Below are 15061 nucleotides of genomic sequence, written 5' to 3'. Positions count from 1 at the left end.
CAGACCAACCTATAGGGGGTCAATTTTGGACGCCGATCCCCCGGCTTAGGGGGTCAATATTGCAGGCCGAATGACAGTTTCCACTGGCCGAGCGAGCCATCGGAATTGATCTCTGCGGTCTCGATCGTATCGAAATGAACGGTATCCTTGCCAACCTCGCCGACGCCGGCGATCGCCGCGAGATAGCTCGTGCCCGACGTCGTGGCGAATATCTGCAACGCGAGATTAGAACGAGGTATAGCGAGCTGGTTGGGACTGGTAGTCCACGACCCAAGCATACCGTCGGGCATCACGCGGGCGTACTGAGCGTCGGCACGCGTCCCCTTATTCGAAAAGCCGCCTACGACGTAGATGAACCCCTTGTGGACAGCTACGCCCATTCCCGAGCGCGGCTCGACGAAGGGGGTTGTCTTCGCCCATGCTCCTTGAGAGATCGCACCGTCGTTCCCTAAAAGTGCAGTTTGAACATCGTTGTACAGGGTGAAGTTGCTCCCCGAAGCATACAGGCCTCCTAGGATATAGATCCTGTTGTTGAAAAGAGCCGCGGCATGCGAGGTCCTAGGACCCTCGAACGGTGTCGTCGCCTTCCAGGTGGAAAACGTGAGTTGGTCGCCACGAGCGGCGGCCAGCGTCGCAAGCAGCGACATCACAACAATGGCGCAATATATATGCACGGCATTTCGCATGAGATTGCCTCCGACAGATCAGTTGAGCGCTTGCTTGTAAGCACCGTTGTAAGAACCAACCGATGCTGCAATGACTTCGAGTGAAGACCCCATGACGTGATCAGTCGCACTCAATGTCAGGCAGGCTCGAGCTTCCTTTCGCAAGAGCTGCATTTAGCGCCTTCTTGATTTCTGCCACGCTCCAGCCGCGTACGCCTGCTTCGCTTTGGCCGAGATAGATAGCCTTCGTTGCACCGCAGACGGTCACTTGATCAACCGCCGTTCCAGTCGGTAGCAGCTGGGTCAGCAGTGCAGGATCGCCGTAGATTGGCTGGCCGCCAACCACGACCAATGCAATGTCGGCAGGAGTGGCCTTAACAACAGGGTCGAGGGCAGTTGCCTTTGTCGGATCGACTGTGACGTTGACGACGACGAAATCCGCGAACTTGCTCGGAGCAAGGCTACCGACATAGTCTGAGATGCGCGCCATCTTCGCCGGCGTTGATGTGGCCATCTTGATAAGGTCGTCGGACTTCACGCCGTAGTGCCGCGCGGCGTAGCCCATCTCTTGGAGCATCCCAGCGCTGCCAGACGGGCTCCAATCCGGAGCAATTGCCATGTCGATGTCCGCTAGATGAGCGGCTGCGAGGTTAACCGTCGAGCCGTATAGTTCATCGTTGCTGCGTGGAGACCACACTAAGCCAACCTTGCTTTCCTTCATGCCCTTGAAATCTAGATCGCGCAGCGCCGTGCCATGTATGAGGATCAGGCCTTCTCGCTCGATGGCGGACTCGATGCCGGTCTTCAAGTCCTTCTGCCGCAGGATTTCCTTGCTCAGCATGGTGTATTCGCGATGAGCCGCGGAATCAGTCGGTGCGCCTTCTGAAAGGTGGACGACCATCCCGCGCAGTGTCCCGGCTTTGAGTTCGCACAGAAGGAAGTCCATCCGGCCATGCGTCAATTCCAGCGGGAAGACGTCATTCTCCATGACATCAAGCACCGTACGGTCGATCGTCGCATCGGTCGGGCAAACGGAGTCTTTCGGGTCAGGGTTCGGATTGTTGAACGGTATGCCCGAAGCCGTATCCAGGTTACGGGGTAGGCCGGCCACGCATTTCGCGTTGTCTGGATGTTTGACGTCCGCAAGCAATCCACCAAGGACGGACGTCGCGCCGCCCGCAAGGGCCTTGATTTCTGCATAGATCTCGGTTTCGCAGGCTGCGTCAGCAAGCACTATGTTGTGTGGGGCCACCAAGGCCCGGTCGTATTCTGCGGTATCCTGCCATTCATATCTGTTGTTGAACTTCCTCGCTGGGATCCACCGTGGCAAGACGTTCCATGTCAGATGGTCGTGCAGATCGATGAAGCCTGGGAGGATTATGCCGGGGACTTTGACGGCCGAGGAAGAAGACGGGATCGACGCACGCGGACCCACAGCGGCGATCATTTGCTTTGAGATGGCAATTGCGCCATCGGAGATGATGCCGTTGGGGCTAAGCACCATTCCGCTGATCGTCCAATCGTCGGCGGCGTTGGCTGTCGTGAGTGTTGAAAAGACCAATGCGGCCAGGGTAGTGCTGCACCCAGCGATTCTAAAAAGAGTTCTCATGCGCGACATGCCCTGAATTGATGTGATCGAAAATACGGCTCTGAAAGGTTTCCCAACTTAACTCGGGGTTGCGAGAAGATACAAGGGCAACGGTGGCTTGCGCCGAGAGGTGACGCCCCTGCACACTGCACCGACCGGTTGGCACCATTCGCAAGCGCGACTTGCGGGGCGGGCGCGCTCATGAACCGAGCCGCGCGGCCACCCTGTACCATGTCGGCCGCCGTCACGTCACGGATCCCGCCGGATCTTCTTTGACACCTCGAGCGACGATCCGAAGCGATCCATCCGGAAGCGGTCGCTGCAGCTTCAGGGCATCATCACTACCCGCGGTCATCCAGGTCTCGACCTCGTCCGGCGTCGTCAGGATGACGGGCATCGCCTTCGGATGGATGGCGCCGACCTCGGCGTTCGCCTCCGTCGTGAGGAACGCGAAGAGGTCGTTGGTCGTCTCACCTTCCTTGACCTTCGGGACAGACGTCCAGTTGGTCCAGATACCGGCGAAGCAGGCGAGGGGGCGAGTCTCATCGAGTGCAAACCAAATATCGCCGCCCTCGGCCTTGTTGAATTCACTGAACGAGTTGAACGGCATTAAGCAGCGATTTTCGACGCCGAGCCAGCGCGCCCAGTGTTTGCTCTTCACATTGCGGATGTTGGTCGTGCCGCCATCCGGCTCCATTCTGAGCAGCTCCTTGAAATCGACGGTCTTGCCCTTGGCCTGCAGCTTCTCGGCTCGTTTCTTGGTGGCGTCCATCAGCGCTTTTGACGACGACGGCATTCCCCAGCGCGCCGTGGCGAGTTCGCGGCCCTCGGCTCCGTTGCGCACGATCGGTGCCTTGTAATCGGGAAAAACCCCTGGCATCGGCGCCAGATTGCCGACGTATCGGTTCACGACGCGGAACAACGCGCTGATTGCGGCTTGGTTGGTCGTGATGATGTGGACGGCCCCCACTTGTCAGGATTGTAGCAGACTTTTGGCCAGATCGCTTGCTATCAGATGTCCGGCCTGTTTGCGCGGACAAAGCCCGCTGGCCGAGATGGTGTTCGCTACGCACGCTCCAAGCACATGGGCGACATTCTTAGTGCCAGTGTAATCTTCGGAAGCTCGCGCGTATCGACCGATCGGTCCTTCCATCTACTGCGTCCTGCAAGTTCGTGGGCAATCCGCCGAGCAACCTGCTCGCGGGCCGATTTCAGATCAAGTCGGCATGGCGGCTACCGGCTGCTTGTACACGCCACCCGATATCATCAAGCGCCAAGCGATGCGGGCAAACTTGTTTGCCAAGGCCACCGCGACCAACTTTGGCGGCTTTCGCCCCAGCAGCGAAGCGAGCCATTGTGTGGGCTTATGACGGCCCTTTCGGATATGCCTCAGCAGTGCGGTTGCACCGACGATCAACGTCGATCGCAGTATAGAATCTCCGGCCTTTGTAATGCCGCCGAGCCTTTGCCGGCCGCCAGTTGAATGATCCTTGGGTGTCAGCCCGAGCCACGCCGCAAAGTCGCGACCCGATCTGAACGTCTCGGGCGGCGGCGCTTTCATGCTGAGCATCGACGCCCCAATCGGACCGACGCCTGGAATTGTCGCAATACGCCTGCTGATGTCATCCTCGCGATGCCACTTCATCAGCTTGGCCTCGATCTTCGCCAGGCGAGCTTGGACCGCGGCATACTCGTCAGCCTGAAGGCGGAAGAGATCCCGCGCCATTTCCGGCAGGCTTTCGTCTTCGAGCACACGTTTGATGAGTGCCGCGACGTTCTGCTGGCCGGCGGGCCCGACGATACCAAACTCAGCCGCATAGCTCCTGAAAGCATTGGAGAGCTGCGACTTCACGCTGACCAGGCGTTCCCGCACAGTCATCAACATGCAAGCCGCTTGCCGTTCCTTCGACTTCACCGGTACGAACCGCATGCTGGGCCGGGTAACCGCCTCGCACAGTGCCTCGGCGTCGGCCGCGTCGTTCTTGCCGCGCTTCACGTAAGCCTTCACGTATTGAGGAGGGATCAGCTTTACCTCGTGTCCGAAAGATTGGAGCAGGCGCCCCCAATGGTGCGAGCTGCCGCAAGACTCTATGGCGACGAGAACCGGCGGAAGCCGCTCGAAGTAGCGGATCATCTCAGCTCGCCGAAATTGGCGCCGGACAACCACTACCTCATTTTCATCAACACCGTGAAGCTGGAACACCGACTTCGAGGTATCCATGCCGATACGAACGGGAATATTCATTAGACTTTCCTCTCATCTTTCTGTGACGCCGAGAGCGCCATCAAACCGTGGGGATGAGAGGCCGTCCACACCAGCACATCGGTCAGGCTTCGGTCCGAGGGTGGCGCGGGTCCCAGGCTAATTGTAGCAGAGTCGCGGAGGGACGCCGGCCCGCCTTTGCGCATTTGCGGCAGCGCAGCCGGCTGGCGAGATCGTGCACGAATGTGGTCGGCGGATGCTTCATCGCCGCGAGGTCAACGTCGCTCGGCGTCTTGCAGCGTGCGCACTGGATCTCCAGCCAAGGGAAGCCTCCATTCACCGCTTGGTCGATGGTAGGCGACGGATCTATTGGTTCGCCGTCTGACCACATCCGCTCGTTCCAGCTTTCGCAAAGCAGCTTGTCGGCCTGCTGGATAAGCGCTTCTCCTTTCGCCCGCGTCTCCGCCGACCGGGTAGCCAGGATGTTGGCCATTGCCCGCGCCTTGCCGAGCTCTTTCGCCAGAGCCTTGCGGTCGCCGCCCGACAGCGGCGTAGGGTGATACTTCGAGGCCATCCGGACATCCAGGCGCAAGAGATCGGATCGGCGATATGGAAGCGGGCTAAGGCGTCTCGAACGCCGGCCAGCACATCGGTCAGGCTTCGGTCCGAGGGTGGCGCGGGTCCCAGGCTAATTGTAGCAGAGTCGCGGAGGGACGCCGGCCCGCCTTTGCGCATTTGCGGCAGCGCAGCCGGCTGGCGAGATCGTGCACGAATGTGGTCGGCGGATGCTTCATCGCCGCGAGGTCAACGTCGCTCGGCGTCTTGCAGCGTGCGCACTGGATCTCCAGCCAAGGGAAGCCTCCATTCACCGCTTGGTCGATGGTAGGCGACGGATCTATTGGTTCGCCGTCTGACCACATCCGCTCGTTCCAGCTTTCGCAAAGCAGCTTGTCGGCCTGCTGGATAAGCGCTTCTCCTTTCGCCCGCGTCTCCGCCGACCGGGTAGCCAGGATGTTGGCCATTGCCCGCGCCTTGCCGAGCTCTTTCGCCAGAGCCTTGCGGTCGCCGCCCGACAGCGGCGTAGGGTGATACTTCGAGGCCATCCGGACATCCAGGCGCAAGAGATCGGATCGGCGATATGGAAGCGGGCTAAGGCGTCTCGAACGCCGGCCAGCACCCGTCTTCTTCGTGTCTTCCGGTGCGCTGCTGGCAGGTGTTGTCGATCAGTCGCTGCGCGACGTCCTTCCAGACCGCGTTGCCGCCATACAATCGGACGGCATCGGCGGTCTGGATTTCCACGGTTCGCTCGCAGCGGCGGCAGGAGATGCGCAGGATGTGGCGTTGAATTTCCGAAAGACGTCGCTGCCGCATCTGGGCCCCGGCAGCCACGGCGCGCGGGTCTTTGAGGATCGATTCCCAGTAATGGCGGGGAGTGGCGCATCTGGAGCCGTAGCGGGGAGAGCTGGCCTGCGGGCGGCTTGAGCGGCCAGCTTTTCCATCTGCTTTGGCGTCGGCATGCGCCAGCTCGCGGGTCGATCGGTCATTTTCGAATTAGAACATAAAGAGAACAAAAGTCGAGTCCGCTCCGGCCCGCGTCGAGAAAAATCGTCGTGGGGGGAAGGGGCGCGGTGGCGGAACCAAGCTGGGTGGATCGTCTTGATTCCGGCATCAGTATCGGAGTTCCCCCAATGGCCCCCCGCGCTAACTGGAAAGGCTTCCTGCGTCTTTCCCTCGTCACCTGTCCGGTCGCGCTCTATCCGGCCACATCGGAATCCGAAAAAGTCTCCTTCAACCAGCTCAACCGAAAGACCGGCCACCGGATCAAATACGCCAAGGTCGACGCCGATACCGGCGAGGAGGTCGACAACGAGGATATCGTCAACGGCTACAAGGTCGACATCGACACCTTCATCGAAGTGACGAAGGAGGAGCTCGAGAACAACGTCGCGCTGGAATCGACGCGAACCATCGAGATCGACGAGTTCGTCGACCGCAGCGAGATCGATCCGCGATATCTCATCCGTCCTTATTATCTGCGCCCTGACGGCAAAGTTGGGCACGATGCCTTCGCGGTCATTCGCGAAACGATCCGCGAGATGAACAAGGTCGCGATCGGTCGGGTGGTGCTGACCAATCGCGAACACATCATCGCGCTCGAGCCGCTCGACAAAGGGCTGATGGAACGCTGCTGCGTTATCCCAACGAAGTCCGTTCCGCGGATGAGTATTTCGACGACATCCAGGACGTCAAAGTCACCAAGGACATGCTCGATCTCGCCAGGCAAATCGTCAACCAGAAGGCGGGACATTTCGAGGCGGACAAGTTCGAAGACCAGTACGAAACCGCTCTCATCGAGCTCATCAACCAGAAGCGCGCCGGCAAACCCATCACCGCGAAGCGCGACCCCGCGGCGAGAACGTGGTCGATCTGATGGAAGCACTGCGCAAGAGCATCGGACGAGAGGGGGCCGCGGCAGAGGCATCCAAGAAATCAGGAAAAAAGCCGCGCAAGGCGGCCGCCGGGCAGAAGGAAATGCTGATGCCGATCGCAGGCAAAAAGCCGGCGAAAGAGGCCGCGGCGAAGAAGCCGGCGGCCAAGCCGCAGCGGAAGTCGGCTTAGGTATCTCGTGAGGCATTCGGTGACGCCGGACGGCCACTGTTTTGTTGTTCGCGGCAGGCTCTGGCGGAGGGCAAATCACACTCTCGAGATGTCACGCGAGATCATTTCGTCGACAGGCTAATGGTGGCCCGGCGGGCGGTGCGCGATGCCAGGAAGGGCGACAGACGGCGAAGCCGAAGCAACGGGGCATAGGGCCGTGGACGAGGTTAAGCGGGCGCTCGGCTAGCGCGGCTAGCATGCCATCGCCATTTCTCCGTCGCCGGCATGACGTATTGGCCTTGCTCGGGATGAACACACCCCTTGGTTCCCTCTGAGGCAGATGGACGCGGTGTCAGTGGCGACGCGGAAGTGAAAGCGGGCCAGTTCCTTCGAGAGGGCGTTGCGCAGCCGATGAGGCGGTATAGGTACTTCAGACAATCGCCACAAAATTCACCGACACGCTTCCCTACAGACAGTCTTCACGAAGGGCGTTATGTCCCAGTATTCACTAGACGTATTGCGTCAACGCTACATCGTCGAGAAAAGACCGCTCGAGGCCAGCGTGGAGCAGATCTTGCGTGCCGACAGCCGCGCGGGAGCGCGTGCCATCCTGGCTGCAATCGATAAACGTCGCTTCGAAAATCGGTCCGAAGGGCAGCGCCTCCGCAAGATGCTCCGCTTCGAGACCTCGCTCTGGGAGAGCGGCCATTTTGCCGTGGCAGGTGTGGACGAGGCGGGAATGAGCCCTCTCGCCGGGCCCGTGTCCGCTGGAGCCGTGATCCTTAAACCAGGCACGCGGATAGTCGGGATCGACGACTCGAAAAAACTCGACGCCGCGGCTCTCGAAGAACTCGCGAAGGAAATCAAGGAAAAGGCAGAGAGTTGGTGCGTAGCATTCGTCGAGGTCGAGGAGATCGACGCAATCAACATCTATTGGGCAGGCATCCAGGCGATGCAGCGGGCGGTCCGGGGGCTAGGGTTGACGCCGCAGCACTTGCTGATCGATGCGAAGCGGTTGAAGGAAATCGACATCCCTCAGCAGGCAACTATTAAGGGCGATGCCAAGTCCGCCAGCATCGCGGCCGCCTCCATCCTCGCGAAAGTCGAGCGCGACAGGGTCATGCGGGCGCTCGACGTGCGTCACCCCGGCTACGGATTCGCAGATCACAAGGGCTACCCGGTGCCGGCTCATTATGAGGCGCTCGCCAGCCTTGGCGCATGCGCAGCTCACCGGCGATCGTTCGGACCGGTACGCAAGGCTCTCGGGTTGCCGCCCCTGCCGCCGTGGCCTTCGACATCCGAGCGCGAAGCCGGCTGAATTCTAAGTCGTATGCTTCGTCACAAGCGCATTATTTTCGCGACCGGCTCCTTTCGCGAACAACGTCCTTCGCGTTTTTGTCAGACCGCAGCCCGAGATAGACCGGCTGGCGCAGCTCGCCCTTGCTGGTCCACTCCGCGAACTTCACTTCTGCGACCAATGCAGGGCGTACCCAGGTCGTGACCTGCTCATCCTTCACCTTGGCAGGGAACGGCGACTTGGCGGTCTTGAGCTTCACGAGCTTTAGCCTCATGGCGCAGGGCGTTCTGAAGCAACTGGAAATGGGATACGCCGTCCTTTCCGATCGCAACCAGCTCGCCATCGATGACAGCGTCCGCCTTCACGCCTTCAAGTGCTTTCGCGACCTCGACATAGGAGTGGCTGATGATCTTCCCGTTGCGACTGTAGAGTGCGACCCGACCACCCCGGATTTCCGCGACCATGCGAAAACCATCGAATTTGTCCTCGAAGACCCAATTGGGATCGTCGAAGGCCGAATCTGTCAGAGTGGCCAGCATGGGCTGCAGGCGGCGAGGCAGATTTGATTTTCGAGCCATGGCTGGACGACGGGAAGAGAGATGGGCAGGAACGAGTGGAATGTATCGTGAGTTCCGTGCGACACTTGAAGAAGATGGTTCAAAAAGCCAGGGCGTGCAACGTCACCGGGTGCGTTGCCTGCGCTCTGAGCGGCCTTTGAGACAATTCTGCTCGCCAATTCGATGCTGTACTTGGGGCGAAGTTTAACATTCCTGAATCCACAAGTCGGCAAGACCGGTTAGGATGGGGTTTTCCCTCTTGGGGGCACCTCATGTCGCAGGCGCACCGCGCTCGAACGGAAGCGTGGTCCAGGGCGCGCCTCACACGCGGCACCGAAAACCGTCGCTGATTGAAGCTCCGCGACAATCAGACTTCAACAAAACTCTTGCGCGACAATCTGCGCGGCAATCATCTCTCCGCCGCGACACTGTCGCCATCCAGATTGCCGCGCCTTCCCATCCAGATCGACGCGCTACACAGACGCTCGTAACTTGGAGCCGCTGGCAGCCGATTACTCATTGTCCGACCGAGCGCCGTGCCGACAGATTGGCCTTGAGCAGGTCTTGTCTGCTGGAAGACTGGGGGCTGATAAGTGATACGCGCTTCGGTGCCGCGGCAAGGTCGACGCGTTGAGCTGTTCCAGCTGATCTCGGATGCCGATAAGTCGCGGGCGCACCGCTCCAGCTCTCTTTTGAGCTCAACGCTGATTCAGGCAGGTGTGAGTTTGGGCGTGCGTTCGAGGGCTGTCGGTTGCGAAATCTTTAGTCCTCGTCAGCTACAGTGACACGATTCATTCCGGCCCCAGATCTCGCGGGACTGTTGAAAGGGGGGCTTCGCGGGATGTGACGGTTTTATCTGAGCGGTCCGTAGAGCTTCATTCGAATATCCGCATCATTTGCTCATGTGGGGTCGTCCTGGCCAATGAGCCGCTTCTCGTAAAAGATCACTGCATATCCGTGCAACGTCCCTTCCTTGCGGCGAACATAGCCAGCGGTCTCGTAAAGTCTCTGAGCCCCTGCTTGGATCGTTGTTGTGTCGAGCATTATCCACTTGACACCGAGAGCAACAGCTCGCGACTCCAATTCACGAAGAATCCTCCTTCCAAGCCCTCGTCGCTGAAAGTCGGGATCGACTCGCATACGTTTAACTTCTGCGACATCGTCATCGACACGTTTCAGCGCACCCATGGCAGCGAGTTGGGGACCAATATAGGCAACTACGAAGTCTCCGCCCGACCCGATGTATACTGCGCCGATACTGCGTAAATCATCCTCCCAGGTCCCTTCCGGGCCACACACACCAACATGCTGCGATGCGCTTCTGTGCAGATGCCATACACCATCGCTATCCCCGGACTCGAACCGACGAACGATCAGTTCGTCTTGAGACATCGATTATCACCTCTCGACGGGCGTCGAACACCGCGCCTATGGCATCGTTTCTGTTTAGCCAAGCAGGACCACCGTCAGCTTACCGACCCGCCTCTGTCAACAGTCGCTGAGAAAGGACAGCCTCAACATTCTCCGATACCTCAACGCCGACGATTGGACGACCCGGCTCGACGGTATATTTTAACGCCGTACTTCGGTGCATCAGGGTAAACCGATCCAGCGCACAAATGCAGGACGCGCGCAGCCTTCCGATTTCGTCGCCGTGATGCTCCACTACTGGCGAAATCGTCGCAAGCCTGGGAAACTCCCCTTTCCCTTCTAGCCAACTCGGCTTGATCGGTGCACTCCCGTTGTCTGACGAGAGCCAGCGGAATACCTCGTGAATGCACCTCTGCGGATAATATTCGGAAAGCCGATATAGATCACTATAGAATTGCGGTTTCTGGTGGAAGAGTTCTTCACCTAGTAGTAGCACCGACACTGCCACGATCCGGGCCGAGAAGCGGCCGCTTGGACCAAGCGTATTCTTGTAAGGATTTTTTCCGTAAAACACACGAAATTGGCCAAATAGGTCCGGTGACATATGTTCATAAAAGCGCGTCAGAATATAGTTTGCTGACTCAAGGCGCGCCAAGCAAAGCGCAAGACATTGCCCCGCATCCACCTCGGCCGCATCACGCAAGTCAAGGAGAGCGTCCATTGCTGACTGCAATTCGCTCTCGATGATCTGATGGCCTAAGCAAAAATCTCGTTCCTCGACCCCGGCCGCGCCGAGGCAGTATACGCGTGGATCGTTCTGCAACGGATTCGTAAGGATCATATCTTCATAGGAGAGGACCTCGATGCCGGGTTGCCGGTCACAACTTGATCGCGCAAGGCGGCTCAGTGCCTCTCCCACCGTCAGCTCCGCGTCCGGGGGGTGAAGGCCGGCAAACGCAGACATCTGATAAGCACAATTTACGAGATATTGGATATCTGTCTTAGCGATCTCGAAGTCGGACTGCGGAAGACTTCGCAGCAACGCATCATAGTCACTCGCGGCGATCATCGCGTGGACGCTGCGTCCAAGCGCCTTAACCGCTTCATCTGGTCGTTCACTGCATTTGATTTCCGCAATGCAGTGCGGCAGTTCATCGGTGACAAAATTGCTGACCAGCCCAAGCGGGCGTTCTCGCTGCCGCCGATCAATACTATCGGCCAGATGCAAAAATATGTCGTGCCCTTCGCAAGGCGAGCTTTGCGGAGTGGAAACGGAAAAAGGAGTGACCATAAACGAGCCCGCCCGCGGCTTCATCGAAATGCAACTTGCATTTCGGTACTTGATCCGTATCGAGCGGCCGGTGAGTAATCATGCTTTTCGAGCAGATCAGTTCGTTTGTCTGCTATCCTACTGTCGTTATACGCGACCTGCTCAAGTATATTGTTCGAGAAGAATAGCAGCGATACCGCGCCCGAATTGATGGTGCCGGCGGCAGTTAACGAAAGCAGGCCGTCATTTGAAATGCAGATGAGGCCTGCCTCATTCAACTTTTCCAGCTCGCGGCCAAAGCATTTCTCAATCGACACCCCAAACTCCCGCTCGAAGCGGGAGAGCGACACTCCACTGCTTCGCAGGGCAAACATTACTGTTCTGCGCATGAGATCATCTTGCGACAGGACAACACCCTTCCACACTGGCTTCTCGCCAGCCTCGACCCTATATAGATAACGATCTAAATCTGCCTCGTTATAGAACTGGCACTGGCTCATGTAGCCAAATCCGGCAACCCCAAACGGAACCAGATTATTGTCGTTCCAGGAATCGTATTTGCGGCGCTGTTGAACCGAGTGTGGCTGCGACTGCTTACTCCAGTAGAAAATCGGCCCGTGACGATAGCCCAGTGTCGTGAGGATGTGCTCGGCCATAAAATGCATGATAATGCGCTCCTTAGCCCCGGCGAATTGATATCGTCCCTGAGCCAAATGGCGGGCCACGGGGTCTGTAGATTTGAACATCAAGGGGAATACATTGAACTTCTCTATCCCCAAATCTAGTAAGCCGATGAGTGAGTCGTACCAGCTACGGAGCGTTTGCTGCGGCAATCCATACATGAGGTCGAGCGAGAGATTCTCAACGCCCATCTCATTCAGCAATCTTACGAGTTGTACTACCTCGTCCACGCGGTGTCCGCGGTTTAGTATGCGTAAAATGCTCGGATCTAGACTCTGAACGCCCAATACAAAGCGGTTTACGCCGGATCTGAGCAGTGTCGATATGCGATCTGCAGCATCCACTTGCTTTGCAAGAGAGGGATGTAATTCGAAGCTCACCTCCGACTTAGACAGATCAAAGCGCCGGCCAATCATACCAAATAGCGTTTTGAGTTGACTGTTGGTCAGGAACGAGGGGGTACCGCCTCCGAAGAAAGCAGTCTCAACAGCTCTGTCAGCCAGTGCCGCGTCCGACCAACTCATCTCTTTATCTAAGGCCGCCAGATAGCGCTCCACTCGCTCGGGAGATGGATGGATTTCTTTGGCGAAGTGGCAAAAGGTGCAATGCTGATCACAGAAGGGGACGTGAAAGTAGAGATCAATTGACGGCGTAACCTGAAGCAACAAGTTTTCGGCATCTAGATCGCCCATTGCCTTGAGAGGCGGATATGTGCCGACGAGATAATCGTTGTGCGTGTCAAGGTGCAAATTCCGTGACCTCAACATGTCGAGGTTAATGTCGTAGGATCGGTCGATCGCGAATTCCAAGGCTTCGGAATAGGTCGGGGCGCGCATTTTGTTGAACTCCTCTAGCTTTCGTGTGAAGCAAGGGGCGATGGCACCTCCGTCCCTCGCTTCACATTCCGCTCTTCAGCTCGGGCTCGATACCGTAGCCATGCGTTTCGATAAAAGGCGCGGGGTTGTCGGCTCCCCCTCGAGGCAACCACCGTAGATCAGAACACGGGCCGCCATCCGCTCGGCTACACGCGAGGGTCGATTATGGTTCGGCGAGGAAGACAGATGCCGTGGCCCACGCGAATGCCCCCTCGGGCGTTGCTAAACGGCACCGAGGAAGACTTCAGGCGGAGAGGGTGCGAATACTCCTCGAGAAAATGGTGCTCGACCTCGGAGATAGCCACCCGCGGGGCAACGCGGCAAAGCTTTAAGCCGGACGTAGGCAACAGCGCAATGTCCATGGCATTTTCGATCAATCGAGCAAGCTTCATTTGAACTCCTGGGTCAGCGACAGCAAGGCCGTGATGGTCGTACAGAATCTTTGCGGTGTCCCAGCAATCCACGTGCCACCAAAGCCGCTTGCGAGCCTCGCTTGAAGAGGGCAAAACCATATTCTTCGGCGCAACGGCGGGATACTCGCGCCTCAGTGTCTGGTCCCCGACATTAACGTCTTCAGCCGGACACGGCTGAACACGACAAACGCGGAATGTTGAATGATGATGGAGGCCTCTCATGTTCAATCGCGAACATCTGCACGCGGCGCCGCGTCGTCAAGATCACCGGCATCGCCTTGACTGGGTGTCGACACCCCGGCGTCCCCCCCCGTTGTCAGGAAGGCACAGCCGCTCATCGAGAAGGTCTGGAGGCACTGCGAGGACAAAGGTTCGCGGGGCCGGACGGTTAAACTGAGGGGCAGGTTCAACGATCTCGAGATCATCACGCGGAGCAGGACCGGACGCGTCCCGATTTCGAGCCGCTGCGAGCTCGAAACTTGTCGCTCGTCTTCCTTCAAACGAGATACCCGCTCCAAAGCCGATCCGCCTTCTTGTCTTCACGCCAGGGCGAACCGTAGGCCGAGCTGCAGCTCGGCCTACCAATTTGAGTCCGCATCGATCAGAATCAAGACCGCGGTACATCAGTAGAGCGCGAGCCCTCGTGCGCAACGCGGCAGAGTTTACCTCAACTGCGGGAATCCCAAGGTCGAAAGACTTACGGTAGGATAGGCGTCCATGTTTGAACACCCCACGACCGCTCTATCGCAAGCGGTACTTGACGAGGTCTGCCAGACGCTTCCGCGCAAGGGGAGCGGCGCTGGTTTGGCCTCCGAGATCGTCGAAGCCGCAAAGACCGACGAAACAACGCCGAAGCTGCTGCGGCATATAGGGCGTAAAGCCCTGGCCCGAGCGTCGATCATGTGGCGTTGATCGGGCGAGGTGCGGAGTGAACTTCCAGGTCACAGTCTTGAAGATCCTGGTGAGTTACCCCCAAGGATTTGCCGTGATGGCGGGCCTCAAGCGGGACATGGCAATCCTCGCGACCAGCGGCCCGGAATGGGCCGAGCGCACCAAACGGCTGGCCGCGCGCGTTCCCGGGCTGGACATTTTTTCGGACGGCCTCGTTGAGCGCCAAAACGGCGGTTGGAGAATCACGGTGAGAGGGCGAGTTGTGCTCGAGACCATGGAGGCGCGCCGAGGCCAAGACGAGCCGACGGAGAAGGTCCCAGTCGAAACGGCCGGGCCGGTGCCATCGGTGCCCAGCCCTCGGAACGAGCGAACCGCTGACGCGAGCGCTTCCAGCGTCGCCGCGAAGCCCGCGAACGCGCGCGAGCGCATGCATCTTGAGGAGCAGCCGCCGAGTTCTCCCAGCGGCTCAGAAAGTCAGGTCGTTGACTCGCCTGTGGCGCACACGAACAGGTCCCCTGGGTAGGGGGTGTGGGAGCGAATTGGACTATGTCCGCCAGCAGCGGCGAAGCGCATCTCCATCCGGCAGCGCGACCCGCGCGTCAAACCGAACCGGTGCCTTTGGCGTACCGTGCGGCACGAGCGCTGGTGCTGT

General features: G+C 58.8%; 13 protein-coding genes and 3 pseudogenes. 5 read left to right on the top strand and 11 right to left on the bottom strand.

The window, feature by feature from the left end:
- Positions 1-53 precede the first annotated feature (53 nt).
- The 7 genes and pseudogenes from AC0L3X_RS39750 to AC0L3X_RS39720 form a co-directional block, all read right to left on the bottom strand.
- Positions 54-686 carry a Kelch repeat-containing protein gene (locus AC0L3X_RS39750; protein WP_473317337.1) on the bottom strand — a complete coding sequence of 211 codons (633 nt, stop codon included), beginning with the start codon at positions 684-686 and terminating at the stop codon, positions 54-56.
- A gap of 100 nt (positions 687-786) precedes the next feature.
- The gene (locus tag AC0L3X_RS39745; RefSeq protein WP_439035563.1) at positions 787-2274 is read right to left on the bottom strand and encodes an amidohydrolase family protein; all 1488 of its coding nucleotides are present in this window, start codon (positions 2272-2274) and stop codon (positions 787-789) included.
- 223 nt (positions 2275-2497) lie between these two features.
- Positions 2498-3223, bottom strand: coding sequence for an SOS response-associated peptidase (locus tag AC0L3X_RS39740; protein ID WP_473317333.1), 726 nt, complete (start codon positions 3221-3223; stop codon positions 2498-2500).
- A gap of 246 nt (positions 3224-3469) precedes the next feature.
- Positions 3470-4498: an IS110 family RNA-guided transposase gene (locus tag AC0L3X_RS39735; RefSeq protein ID WP_439035561.1), complete on the bottom strand. Its 1029-nt coding sequence runs from the start codon at positions 4496-4498 to the stop codon at positions 3470-3472.
- An 82-nt stretch (positions 4499-4580) separates the two neighbouring features.
- Positions 4581-5030, bottom strand: coding sequence for a hypothetical protein (locus tag AC0L3X_RS39730; RefSeq protein ID WP_439035560.1), 450 nt, complete (start codon positions 5028-5030; stop codon positions 4581-4583).
- A 79-nt stretch (positions 5031-5109) separates the two neighbouring features.
- Positions 5110-5559, bottom strand: coding sequence for a hypothetical protein (locus AC0L3X_RS39725; RefSeq protein WP_439035560.1), 450 nt, complete (start codon positions 5557-5559; stop codon positions 5110-5112).
- 46 nt (positions 5560-5605) lie between these two features.
- A pseudogene (locus AC0L3X_RS39720) lies at positions 5606-6000 on the bottom strand (hypothetical protein).
- Positions 6001-6144: 144 nt separating this feature from the next.
- Between AC0L3X_RS39720 and ku the strand changes: the two are divergent.
- Together ku and AC0L3X_RS39710 are read left to right on the top strand one after the other, a co-directional pair.
- Positions 6145-7075 (top strand): annotated as a pseudogene (gene ku, locus AC0L3X_RS39715) (non-homologous end joining protein Ku).
- Between the two features lie 472 nt (positions 7076-7547).
- Positions 7548-8372 carry a ribonuclease HII gene (locus AC0L3X_RS39710; RefSeq protein ID WP_439035559.1) on the top strand — a complete coding sequence of 275 codons (825 nt, stop codon included), beginning with the start codon at positions 7548-7550 and terminating at the stop codon, positions 8370-8372.
- Positions 8373-8403: 31 nt separating this feature from the next.
- On the opposite strand, the pseudogene AC0L3X_RS39705 reads toward AC0L3X_RS39710, so the two are convergent.
- The 4 genes and pseudogenes from AC0L3X_RS39705 to AC0L3X_RS39690 all read right to left on the bottom strand — a co-directional run bounded on the left by AC0L3X_RS39705 (position 8404) and on the right by AC0L3X_RS39690 (position 13066).
- Positions 8404-8929, bottom strand: a pseudogene (locus tag AC0L3X_RS39705) (ATP dependent DNA ligase).
- An 879-nt stretch (positions 8930-9808) separates the two neighbouring features.
- Positions 9809-10300: a GNAT family N-acetyltransferase gene (locus AC0L3X_RS39700; RefSeq protein WP_439035558.1), complete on the bottom strand. Its 492-nt coding sequence runs from the start codon at positions 10298-10300 to the stop codon at positions 9809-9811.
- Between the two features lie 79 nt (positions 10301-10379).
- Positions 10380-11570 carry a hypothetical protein gene (locus AC0L3X_RS39695; RefSeq protein ID WP_473317329.1) on the bottom strand — a complete coding sequence of 397 codons (1191 nt, stop codon included), beginning with the start codon at positions 11568-11570 and terminating at the stop codon, positions 10380-10382.
- Between the two features lie 20 nt (positions 11571-11590).
- A complete protein-coding gene (locus AC0L3X_RS39690) occupies positions 11591-13066 on the bottom strand; it encodes a coproporphyrinogen-III oxidase family protein (RefSeq protein WP_439035556.1) in 1476 nt (491 codons plus the stop codon).
- Positions 13067-13800: 734 nt separating this feature from the next.
- Here AC0L3X_RS39690 and AC0L3X_RS39685 point away from each other — a divergent pair.
- The 3 genes from AC0L3X_RS39685 (at position 13801) to AC0L3X_RS39675 (ending at position 14932) form a co-directional block, all read left to right on the top strand.
- Complete coding sequence (locus tag AC0L3X_RS39685; protein ID WP_439035779.1) at positions 13801-14148, top strand: DinB/UmuC family translesion DNA polymerase; 348 nt, start codon at positions 13801-13803, stop codon at positions 14146-14148.
- An 87-nt stretch (positions 14149-14235) separates the two neighbouring features.
- Positions 14236-14430 (top strand): hypothetical protein, encoded by a 195-nt coding sequence (locus tag AC0L3X_RS39680; protein WP_007596423.1) that lies wholly within the window; start codon positions 14236-14238, stop codon positions 14428-14430.
- Positions 14431-14446: 16 nt separating this feature from the next.
- Complete coding sequence (locus tag AC0L3X_RS39675; RefSeq protein ID WP_439035555.1) at positions 14447-14932, top strand: hypothetical protein; 486 nt, start codon at positions 14447-14449, stop codon at positions 14930-14932.
- Positions 14933-15061 lie beyond the last annotated feature (129 nt).

The organism is Bradyrhizobium sp. MI1.7, assembly GCF_055811795.1.
Note: the sequence above shows the minus strand (reverse complement) of the source record. Positions and strands in the feature narration are given on the sequence as shown.